At 62.3% G+C, this 9,570-nt stretch carries 11 protein-coding genes, 1 tRNA gene and 1 pseudogene; 2 read left to right on the forward strand and 11 right to left on the reverse strand.

Annotated features, from left to right (window positions below):
- A partial coding sequence (locus tag PK789_RS10835) for a sulfotransferase domain-containing protein (protein ID WP_324308779.1) occupies positions 1-799 on the forward strand: 799 nt, incomplete at its 5' end.
- A gap of 10 nt (positions 800-809) precedes the next feature.
- Here PK789_RS10835 and PK789_RS10840 read toward each other — a convergent pair.
- The 3 genes and pseudogenes from PK789_RS10840 to PK789_RS10850 form a co-directional block, all read right to left on the reverse strand.
- Positions 810-1,205 (reverse strand): annotated as a pseudogene (locus PK789_RS10840) (CBS domain-containing protein); the annotation flags it as partial.
- Between the two features lie 317 nt (positions 1,206-1,522).
- Positions 1,523-1,738 carry an HP1242/YdcH family protein gene (locus PK789_RS10845; protein ID WP_324308781.1) on the reverse strand — a complete coding sequence of 72 codons (216 nt, stop codon included), beginning with the start codon at positions 1,736-1,738 and terminating at the stop codon, positions 1,523-1,525.
- 455 nt (positions 1,739-2,193) lie between these two features.
- Complete coding sequence (locus PK789_RS10850) at positions 2,194-3,456, reverse strand: OmpA family protein (RefSeq protein WP_324308782.1); 1,263 nt, start codon at positions 3,454-3,456, stop codon at positions 2,194-2,196.
- A gap of 91 nt (positions 3,457-3,547) precedes the next feature.
- On the opposite strand from PK789_RS10850, the gene PK789_RS10855 reads away from it, so the two are divergent.
- Positions 3,548-4,654 carry a PilT/PilU family type 4a pilus ATPase gene (locus PK789_RS10855; RefSeq protein WP_324308783.1) on the forward strand — a complete coding sequence of 369 codons (1,107 nt, stop codon included), beginning with the start codon at positions 3,548-3,550 and terminating at the stop codon, positions 4,652-4,654.
- Between the two features lie 23 nt (positions 4,655-4,677).
- Here PK789_RS10855 and maiA read toward each other — a convergent pair whose 3' ends face one another.
- The 8 genes from maiA to rplM form a co-directional block, all read right to left on the reverse strand.
- Positions 4,678-5,346 carry a maleylacetoacetate isomerase gene (maiA, locus tag PK789_RS10860; protein WP_324308785.1) on the reverse strand — a complete coding sequence of 223 codons (669 nt, stop codon included), beginning with the start codon at positions 5,344-5,346 and terminating at the stop codon, positions 4,678-4,680.
- Positions 5,347-5,350: 4 nt separating this feature from the next.
- Positions 5,351-6,343, reverse strand: coding sequence for a fumarylacetoacetate hydrolase family protein (locus PK789_RS10865; RefSeq protein WP_324308787.1), 993 nt, complete (start codon positions 6,341-6,343; stop codon positions 5,351-5,353).
- An 81-nt stretch (positions 6,344-6,424) separates the two neighbouring features.
- Positions 6,425-7,177, reverse strand: coding sequence for a 2OG-Fe dioxygenase family protein (locus PK789_RS10870; protein WP_324308788.1), 753 nt, complete (start codon positions 7,175-7,177; stop codon positions 6,425-6,427).
- Between the two features lie 256 nt (positions 7,178-7,433).
- On the reverse strand, positions 7,434-7,643 hold the full coding sequence (locus PK789_RS10875) for a hypothetical protein (protein ID WP_324308790.1): 210 nt from the start codon (positions 7,641-7,643) through the stop codon (positions 7,434-7,436).
- Positions 7,644-7,646: 3 nt separating this feature from the next.
- Positions 7,647-7,982, reverse strand: a complete 336-nt coding sequence (locus tag PK789_RS10880; protein WP_324308791.1) for a type II toxin-antitoxin system prevent-host-death family antitoxin — start codon at positions 7,980-7,982, stop codon at positions 7,647-7,649.
- Between the two features lie 202 nt (positions 7,983-8,184).
- A tRNA-Gln gene (locus tag PK789_RS10885) sits at positions 8,185-8,259 on the reverse strand.
- Between the two features lie 145 nt (positions 8,260-8,404).
- Positions 8,405-8,815 carry a 30S ribosomal protein S9 gene (gene rpsI / locus PK789_RS10890; protein WP_345785606.1) on the reverse strand — a complete coding sequence of 137 codons (411 nt, stop codon included), beginning with the start codon at positions 8,813-8,815 and terminating at the stop codon, positions 8,405-8,407.
- A 2-nt stretch (positions 8,816-8,817) separates the two neighbouring features.
- A complete protein-coding gene (rplM, locus tag PK789_RS10895) occupies positions 8,818-9,246 on the reverse strand; it encodes a 50S ribosomal protein L13 (RefSeq protein ID WP_324308792.1) in 429 nt (142 codons plus the stop codon).
- Between the last annotated feature and the right edge of the window lie 324 nt (positions 9,247-9,570).

Below are 9,570 nucleotides of genomic sequence, written 5' to 3' on the forward strand. Positions count from 1 at the left end.
GGTGACCCGCATGACCCCGCCCGCGCCTGAGCCACGTATTCAATTTTTGATCGGCGGGGCGCAAAAGTGCGGCACCAGTGCGCTAGCGCATTACCTGGCCGCACACCCGCAACTGTGCCTGCCACGCAACAAAGAAGCGCATGTGTTTGATGCCTTGGAACTGGACGCACACAGCACGGTGGCCAGCATCGATGCGCACTATGCGGATGCATTTGATGCTGCACCCGATGCGGCCCTGCACGGTGCACTTCTGTACGGCGATGCCACGCCAATTTACCTGTTCTTGCCGCAATGTATTGCAAGGATTGCCCACTACCATCCGGCGATGCGCTGGGTGGTGCTGCTGCGCGAGCCAGCCGAACGTGCGCTGTCGCATTACCGCATGGAGCGCGCACGCGGCTGGGAATCGTGGCCGCTGTGGCCGGCCCTGCTGCTGGAGCGCTGGCGGCTGCGCCAAGACGCCACCCCGCTGGCGCAGGATTCGCACACGCGCCGCCATAGCTACCGTGCGCGCGGCGATTACGCGCGGCAGTTGGATGTGCTGTACGCACATTTTCCTGCGGAACAAGTGTTGCTGATGCAAAGTGCGCAGTTACGTGCGCAACCTGCGGTCTGCGTGGCCGAGGTCTGCCGTTTTCTGGGTGTGTCGCCACCCGCCGAAGGCATCGACTACGCGCCGGTGTTCGTGGGTGCGCAACCTGCACCCGCACGCAACAGCCTGACCTTGCGTGCGCTGCGCTGGCTGCTGCGGCGTGAACGCCGGGCCCTGCGCGAACGCTACGGGATTACGTTCGACTGATACGGACGCATCAGCGCGCGCGGCGGCGCAGGTAGTCCAACAAGTCGATCCGGGTGATCAGGCCCAGGAACTGCTCGCCCGCCATCACGATGGCCACGTGGCCACGGTCAAACACCGGCAGCAAGGCTTCGATAGGGGCAGCCACATTGACCTTGTCCAAACGCGCCACCATCGCCGCCGATACCGGATCGGCAAAGCGCGCCTCATCGCCATACACATGCAAGAGCACGTCGGACTCGTCGAGCATGCCCACGATGCGGCTACCCTCCATCACCGGCAATTGCGACACATCACTTGCTTGCATCCGCTGCCATGCCAAGCTCAGCGACTCTTGCGGGGCCACCACCACCATGGCGTGGGTGGCAAAGGGGCGCGGAATCAAGTCCCGCAGGTCGCCATATGTGGGTGCGGTGGCTGCGTCTGGTTGTGCGCGCAAGGCGTGTTCCAAGCCCTGTTGGCCGGCCTGTAACCAACGCTCAAGCAAGGCAGGATCCAACTGCTCACGCGCGGCGACTGCCTGCGCGGTGGAGGCGCCCTGCAAAATCTCCAAGACCCAAGCCATTTTTTGCGACAGTGTCGTTTGTGTTTCTTGAAGGCTCATCGCAACACCCGAAAATGATTGCCCATCAGGGTAGCATCCGGGCGTTGCGGGCTTGGTGATGAATTGTCATGCCCGCATCACGCCGGAGCGGCGGCAGCTGCAGCCACTCCGGCGCGCGCGATCTAGTTGGCGCGTTCGTACATCTGCAACAGGCGTTGCTTGGCGACCAACTTTTCACGTTTCATCAGCCCAAGGGTGTTGTCGTCCAGCGGCAGCACACCCAGTTCCGCATCCATGACCTGACGGTCGAGCTCACGATGGCGATACAACAATTGCCGGAACTCGGTATTGGCTTTCATCAGCGATTCGATTTCAGCCTGCGATTGCCCTTCGAACATGGAAACCTCCTGCGTCAACAAATCGCGCCGGACATGCGCCCGGACGCGTGGGGATGGCAACCCAAGGTTGCCGGGAATTGCACCAACAGCTGCGAACTGCTGGCGAAATGGGTGATGCTGCGGGTGCTTGCCGCAGCGTCTGTGCCCGCTGCACCAACAAAAACGCCCCGGCGCTGAGCGGCACGGGGCGTTGGGGTGGGTTTGCTTGCGACCGGTGACGGGGCACTCGACTGCCGCCCAACCCGGCCACACAACAGGCTTGCGTCGGCGGTCTCCGGGTTGTCGAACGGGTGCTGCATCGGCCGGTCTCCGGCCAGATGGGGGTAGTGGAATCAAACCATCTGGTAAGCCGACGCTACGCCTGCCGGGGCCACTTGGCAAGCCCCTGTGGGCACGTTGTTATCCCCGACTTCAGCGCTGCTCCACGTACGCAACAAAATATTAACTAATTGATTTTATTGCACTTTAAGAACAATGATTTCGACGCGCCGGTTTTTTGCGCGGCCAGCAGCGCTGCGATTATCGGCGACCGGTGCCGCCGCACCTTTGCCCTGTGCGGTGATTTGCCCACGCGCTACCCCAGCCGCCACTAGGCTGGCGCGAACTTGCTGCGCACGCCGCTCCGACTGTGATTGGTTGGCCGCAGGCTTGCCTTGATTGTCACTGTAGCCAATCACCTGCACGTTGCCGGTGGGTAAGGCGGTCAGGTAGATCCCCAACGCCTTCAGGCTGGCCAGCGCGGGCTTGCTCAGCTGCGCCTGGGTGCCGGTAAAGGCGTCGCCGGCAAGCGTATAGACATCCCCACGCGCGTCTTGCCGCATCGCCGGTAATTTGGCCCCTGCCACCAATTCGGCCTCTTTCCGTGCCAGTGCCGCTTCTTTGCTGCGTGCGGCGGCCACTTTGTCCTGCTGCTCAACTTGCGCGCCATCCAGTACCGCCTCGGCCTGCTCGGCTTGCGCACGCGCACGCGCGGCGTCTTCGGCCTGAATCTGCGCTTGCAGGCGCAGTTGCTCGGCTTCGGCCATGGCACGGTCGGCATCGCGACGGCTGGCCTCTACCCGCAATTCGCTGCGTGTCGTTGCCAAGCGTTCCAGTTCACGCTTGCCGGCTTCGATACGCGCGGCTTGTTCGGCAATCCCCACCCGCCGTTCGGCCAAGGCCAAGCCCGCCGGCAAATTGCGGCGGCTGATCGTGGCCAGCGCAGCCACGCTTTGGCGCGCCTGCAAGCGCTCGTACTGCGCAAAGGGGTTGAGTACCGGGTCGGCGTCCAAGGCTTGTAGGCGCTGTTCTGGGCTGCCTGCGGGCAAGGGCAGGTCAAGCGGGTTGCCTGCGCCGGTGTCCACGGCGAGTTTCAGGCGCGTCTGCAGGCTGGCCACCTCGGCCCGTTGCTGCTGCAAATCGGCCCGTGTACGGGCGGCGGCGCTGCGCACGCGCGCCAGATCGGCATCGGCGCTGGCGGCTACCGCGGCGTCGCGGGCTTCGTCATCACGATGGCGGGCCATTGCCGCTTGTGCGCGCTGCAAATTCGCGCGGGCGCTGGCCAAGGCATCGGCGGCGTACTGGTCGGCATCCGCCGCTTCCGCGCGGGTCACCGCCTGTTGCGCAACATCCAACTCCGCAGTGGGCGGCGGCAGGCTGGCGCAGCCCCCCACCAACAACATGCCACAAAGCAGCGGGGCATACAGCAAAGCGGGGATTTGTGCGAAGCTTGAGCGCATGGGAGGTCGCATTGGGTGTTGAGCCTGCGGCCATTGTGGGAATCTGTCGCGCGGCTTGCAACGCCATTGGCGACACTTTGGGGATGATGAGATGGATATCAGTCAGTATTTCAAGCTGATGGCGGAAAAAGATGCCTCGGACATGTTCCTGTCCACCGGCGCACCGATCAGCATCAAGATGGAAGGCGTATTGCAGCCGATGAGTGAGGCCACACTCACCGCTGGCGAATGCAAGACGATTGCCTATTCGCTCATGGACAGTGCGCAGATTGCCGAGTTTGAGCGCGAAAAAGAACTGAACATGGCGATCTCGGTACCCGGCAGTGGGCGCTTCCGCGTCAATGTGTTCCAGCAACGCGGCGAAGTGGGCATGGTGATCCGTACCATCCGCAGCGTTATTCCCACCATCGAGGAGTTGCAGCTGCCGCAGGTGTTGAAGGACATCATCATGGCCCCACGCGGGCTGGTGTTGATCGTCGGCTCCACCGGCTCGGGCAAGTCCACCACGCTGGCGTCGATGATCGACTACCGCAACACCACCTCCACTGGTCATATTCTGACCATCGAAGACCCCATCGAATACCTGCATCGCCACAAGCGCTCAGTGGTCAACCAACGCGAAGTGGGTTTGGATACGCTGAGCTTTCACGCCGCGCTGAAAAATGCGATGCGTGAAGCTCCGGATGTGATTTTGATCGGCGAAATCCGTGACGAGGCCACGATGGAAGCGGCCATTGCCTTTGCCGAAACCGGCCATATTTGCCTTGCCACTTTGCACTCGAACAACGCCGACCAAACCATCGAGCGCATTCTCAATTTCTTCCCGGAAGGTGCGCACAAAAACGTGCTGATGAATCTGGCCTTGAATTTGAAAGCCGTGGTCAGTCAGCGCTTGGTGTTGGGCGTGGATGGCCGTCGGATGCCGGCCACCGAGGTGTTGATCAACACCCCGATGATCCGCGACTTGCTGCGGCGCGGACAGGTGCACGAGGTCAAGATGGCGATGGAAGAGTCGCTGCAAGACGGCATGCAGACCTTCGACCAATGCCTGTTCCGACTATACAAAGAAGGCCGCATCGAAATGGAAGAAGCACTCAAAGCCGCCGACTCGCGCGATGGGTTGGCACTCAAATTCCGCCTGTCGGAAGGTGGCAGCGGCGACCACGACCCGTATGCGGATGTGTTTGCGTCACATTGATCGTGTAGTCTGCCCCCGGCGCGTCAAGTCGCGTCGGGTTGGTTCTCCGGGCGCGCGGCATCGAACGCGGGCAGTGCCAGGCAGTTGGCCTCAATGTGCGCAAGCGTGGGATACGCGGCCATATCAACCCCAAACCGACGCGCGTTGTACACCTGCGGTACCAAGCAGCAATCGGCAAAACCGGGCGCATTGCCTTCGCAAAAATCCCCTGTGGCCGGGTGCCCGGCCAGCAGCGCCTCGCATGCGGCAAAACCATCCATGATCCAGTGCTTGACCCACTGCTCGCGCTCGGGTGCGGGCAGGTGCCATTCGTGTTCGAAGTACTGCAATACCCGCAGATTATTGAGTGGATGAATATCGCAGGCCACCAATTGCGCCAACGCACGCACACGCTGGCGTTCGCGCGCGGTGGCAGGCAATAACGCAGGCGTGGGCCAGACGTCGTCCAGATATTCCAAAATCGCCAGCGACTGGGTGAGGTGACGCTGGCCGTGTTGCAAGGTGGGCACCAACTGCTGCGGATTCATTTGCCGATAGTCTTCGGCATGCTGCTGGCCGCCATCTTTTAGCAAATGCACCGCGACGGTGCGGTAAGGCAAGCCTTTGAGATTCAGCCCGATGCGCACGCGATACGCTGCGCTGGAGCGCCAATACGAATACAGGATCAAGGCTTCACTCGGGGCGTCACGCATGGCCTTACCTTGGTGCGGCTTGGTGTTCGATGCGCTGTTCGATCGCGCCAAAAATACTGTTGCCGGCGCGATCCAACATTTCGATGCGCACGCAATCGCCAAATTTCATGAACGGCGTGCTGGGCTTGCCATCGCGCAGGGTTTCCACCGTGCGTTGTTCGGCAAAACACGATGCACCCAAACTAGTGTCCTCGTTGGCCACCGTGCCCGACCCCACCAGCGTGCCCGCCGACAACGGCCGGGTTTTGGCGGCGTGCGCCACCAGCTGGGCGAAGTTGAACTGCATGTCCACGCCGGCCTCAGGCGCACCAAACCACACGCCATTGATGTGGGTGAGCATCGGCAAATGCAGCTTGCTGTCTTGCCACGCATCGCCCAACTCATCCGGGGTCACGAATACTGGGCTCAAGGTGCTGCGCGGTTTGGACTGCAAAAAACCGAAGCCTTTGGCCAATTCCGGCGGGATCAAATTGCGCAGCGAAACATCGTTGATCAGGCCGATCAGTTGGATGTGCGCGGCGGCCTGCTCCGGCGTAACTGCCATCGGCACGTCATCGGTAACGATCACGACCTCGGCTTCCAGATCGATGCCGTACTCCTCGCTGACCACCTTCACGGCATCGCGCGGGCCATTGAAGCCGGCGCTGACCGCTTGGTACATCAATGGATCGACGTAAAAACTCTCCGGCACCTGCGCACCCCGCGCGCGGCGTACGCGCTCGACATGCGGCAAGTAGGCGCTGCCATCGACAAACTCGTAGGCACGCGGCAACGGTGCGGCCAGCAGCGCCATATCGAGAGCGAATGCGCCAGTGGCGGTGCCCTGGTTGAGCTCGGCAGACAGTGCGTTGAGGCGCGGCGCGGTGGCTTCCCAATCCTCCAGCGCTTGCTGCAAGGTGGCGGCAATGCCGGTGGCGCGGACCGCCTGCGACAAATCACGCGATACCACGATCAGGCTGCCATCGCGCCCGCCTGCCTTGAGTGAACCCAGTTTCATGCTGACCTCGCATCCCAAAAATTGTTAGTTGCAATTGTAACCTTAGCGCCCGGTGTGCGGGCAGCTTGTGCACCGCGTGGCTCAAACCTCGGCATCGCCCAAAAACCCAGCACTACGGAAAGTCAGCACCAGCGTATCGCGATGCCCGGCGGTGTCGCCTAGCGGCTGGATCGGGGTGGATTCGTGGATCACCCGCGCATCGTCCATCAGCAGCAGTGACCACGGCGCATCCAAGGTGAAGCGCTGCCCATTGGGGCCATGGGCCGCAAACACGCGGGTTTCGCCCCCTTTGATGGCGTGCCGGCCCACCAGCAATACCGCCACGAAATCCACCCCATCACGATGCGCACCTTCCGGCGTGGGCCGGCCCACGCCATCAGTGGTGTCGATGCGGAACTGGTGTGCCTCCACATGCCAACGCGGCACCGGTCGCTGCCGGCTACATACCCGCGCCAATGCAAGCATCAACGCCGGCCACGCGGGCTGCGCAATGGTGGCCGGCTCAACCGGCGCAAACCAGCGCTGCATGCCGCCGTGCAAAGCGTTGTATTGCACCGGTTGGTAATGCATGCGATGCGGTACCTGCCGCAGCTGCTCGCCCTCAACAATGAAACACGCATGCCGGCGCTTGCGATAACGTCCGCCGTCTTTCAGATAATCGTCCAAGCACAGCGATTGCCACGAAGGCTCCAGCGCCTGCAACGCCAGCGGCGACACCCCCGCCAGCTGGGCCACATCCGCCGCATCCAGCACGGCATAACCGCGCGCGTGCAGCGCCGCATCCAACGCAGACAAAGCAATGGCGGGGGGCGCAAAGGCAGTGACGGGCGACATGCGGGCAACTCCGGGCGGGTGCGGCATTGTCGCATCGTGGGCGCGCGGGCAAAACCAAACCCGCCGGGTGGCGGGTTGGTTGTGAAGCTGGGCTTCCCAGCCAGTGGCTTCTCTTGAACAACGTTGGATAGATCACGGCTCACTGAAGTCGACGCCGCACTAGCGGTGGTGGCGCAGCGTCAGCAAATGAATACAGTCCCGATGGATCGCATACAGCACCAGATCGTCATCCAGGATGTACTCCCGCAGCTCGATGTCATCGCCAAGCAGCTAGTACTTCGGGTATCTCGGGATTGCGGGCGATGAACCCGCGCCCGATACGCGGTGACTGCGCCAGACGCTTGGGCAGGGTGTCGTAAGCCTGATCCAGCAGCGTCTGCGCCGCGGCATCCGCGCCGACACCGAGCAGGAAGGCCACAGCCTCGTCCAGCCTGTGCTCGTAGGCCCGGCCTAGGACGACCCGCATGCGTCAGGCCTTGGCCTTGCGTGCCGCGATCGCCGCGTCGAACCGCACCTGGGAGCGCGCTCTGGCCTCCGCCACCGAAATGCCGGGCTTGCCTGCGCGAATGTCTTGCAAACCAGCGGCCACATCGTTCAACAGACCAAGCTGGACGTTGGCCCGAGCCAGCGCTTCGCGCTCCAGCCGGTGGTAGTAGTCCAGCTTGCGGGCATCCACTAGCGCCACAAAACTCTCGCCGTTACGGGTGATGATTTTTTCGTGGCCGGCACGGACCTCATCGGTCAGCCGGGTCAGATCGGCGCGGGCCTTGTTGAAGGGCACGATGTCCTGCGAGGTGATGGACACGGGGAGCCTCCATGAATTCATGCATGCAAACATTAATGTATTCGCTGATGTGTGGCAAAACTGCCCAGCGAACTAGACCGCTTCCGGCTGCGGCAACGGGATGCCGGTGACGCCCAGCTGGGCGATCATGGACGCTAGACAACAAAAAACCCCGGTTTCCCGGGGTTTTTTGGACTTCGTTGGTCTTGCCAAGACCTTGAACTGGCAGCCCCGGATGGATTCGAACCACCGAATGCCTGAGTCAGAGTCAGGTGCCTTACCGCTTGGCGACGGGGCTATGGAACGGATTGTAAATCCAAACGCACTTGACGGATGAACACCACCAGCAAGCACGTAGATCCTCGTTCCGTGGGTAGGCGTGGTCGCGCCGCCTGTACCAATGTGCAGGCGCGCTGCCACGACACCCCCACGGGGCGATGGGCTTAGCGCTTGGAGAACTGGGTTGCGCGACGGGCCTTATGCAGACCGACCTTCTTACGCTCGACTTCGCGGGCGTCGCGGGTCATGAAGCCAGCCTTGCGCAGCTCGGACTTCAGGGTTTCGTCGTACTCAACCAGTGCGCGGGCGATGCCGAGGCGGATGGCGCCGGCTTGGCCGGTGGTGCCGCCGCCGGTGGTGGTGACCAGGATGTCGAAGGTCTCGGTGTTCTTGGTCAATTCCAGCGGCTGACGCACGATCATGCGCGCCGTCTCACGACCAAAGAATTCGTCGATCGGACGATCATTGATGGTGATGTTGCCACTGCCCTTGCGCAGAAACACGCGGGCGGTGGAGGACTTGCGGCGGCCGGTGCCGTAGTTTTGGGCCAGGCCCTTGGTGGATGCGTTTGCCATGATCAGAGTTCCAGAACTTGCGGCTGCTGGGCGGCGTGCGGGTGTTCGCTACCGGCGTAAACCTTGAGCTTGCGGTACATGTCGCGGCCCAGCGGGCCCTTCGGCAGCATGCCCTTGACGGCGATTTCGATCACGCGCTCGGGGTGACGCTCCAGCGCCTGCGCAAGATTTTCCGACTTCAGGTTGCCGACGTAGCCGGTGAAGCGGTAGTACATCTTGTCCTGCAATTTTTTGCCGGTCACCACGATCTTGTCGGCATTGATCACGACCAGATAATCGCCGGTATCGACGTGCGGGGTGAATACAGGCTTGTGTTTGCCGCGCAGGCGGTAGGCCAGTGCTGCGGCCAGACGACCAAGGGTCTTGCCCTCGGCATCCACGACGTACCAGTCGCGCTGGACGGTCTCGTTCTTGGCAATGAAAGTCTTCATGGGGAACTCTTCTAGGGGTACCTGGTCGGGCTGGTTCCAGTGCCTGGAACGTCGCCTCGCGTTGGACTTCCGGCACCGAAAATGACAATCCGGGCACGAAAGAAGCGGAATCATAGCTGGCTTTACTGGCCCGTGCAAGCAAGCCCCTCTGTGCCCGCCCTGCCCCGCCACCGCACTTGTAACCGCCTTAAAATGCCCGGATGCACACCCTTCGCCACCTCAGCCCCCTCGACCGCCTGCTGGATTCGGCGCAGAACGCGCTATCCACCGTATTGGGCACGCCGCGTGCCGAGCGCCTTAACCCGGGCAAGGACACCCCAGAGG

It is taken from the genome of Thermomonas sp., from assembly GCF_035369645.1.
In the GTDB taxonomy this organism is placed as follows: domain Bacteria; phylum Pseudomonadota; class Gammaproteobacteria; order Xanthomonadales; family Xanthomonadaceae; genus Thermomonas.

What these genes read in the sequence shown, in the direction of transcription:
- PK789_RS10850 (WP_324308782.1), bottom strand. Translation starts at nt 3,456, where the DNA reads ATGCGCTCAAGCTTCGCACAAATCCCCGCTTTGCTGTATGCCCCGCTG.
- maiA (WP_324308785.1), bottom strand. Translation starts at nt 5,346, where the DNA reads ATGCGTGACGCCCCGAGTGAAGCCTTGATCCTGTATTCGTATTGGCGC.
- PK789_RS10855 (WP_324308783.1), top strand. Translation starts at nt 3,548, where the DNA reads ATGGATATCAGTCAGTATTTCAAGCTGATGGCGGAAAAAGATGCCTCG.
- PK789_RS10875 (WP_324308790.1), bottom strand. Translation starts at nt 7,643, where the DNA reads ATGCGGGTCGTCCTAGGCCGGGCCTACGAGCACAGGCTGGACGAGGCT.
- PK789_RS10845 (WP_324308781.1), bottom strand. Translation starts at nt 1,738, where the DNA reads ATGTTCGAAGGGCAATCGCAGGCTGAAATCGAATCGCTGATGAAAGCC.
- PK789_RS10870 (WP_324308788.1), bottom strand. Translation starts at nt 7,177, where the DNA reads ATGTCGCCCGTCACTGCCTTTGCGCCCCCCGCCATTGCTTTGTCTGCG.
- PK789_RS10865 (WP_324308787.1), bottom strand. Translation starts at nt 6,343, where the DNA reads ATGAAACTGGGTTCACTCAAGGCAGGCGGGCGCGATGGCAGCCTGATC.
- rplM (WP_324308792.1), bottom strand. Translation starts at nt 9,246, where the DNA reads ATGAAGACTTTCATTGCCAAGAACGAGACCGTCCAGCGCGACTGGTAC.
- rpsI (WP_345785606.1), bottom strand. Translation starts at nt 8,815, where the DNA reads ATGGCAAACGCATCCACCAAGGGCCTGGCCCAAAACTACGGCACCGGC.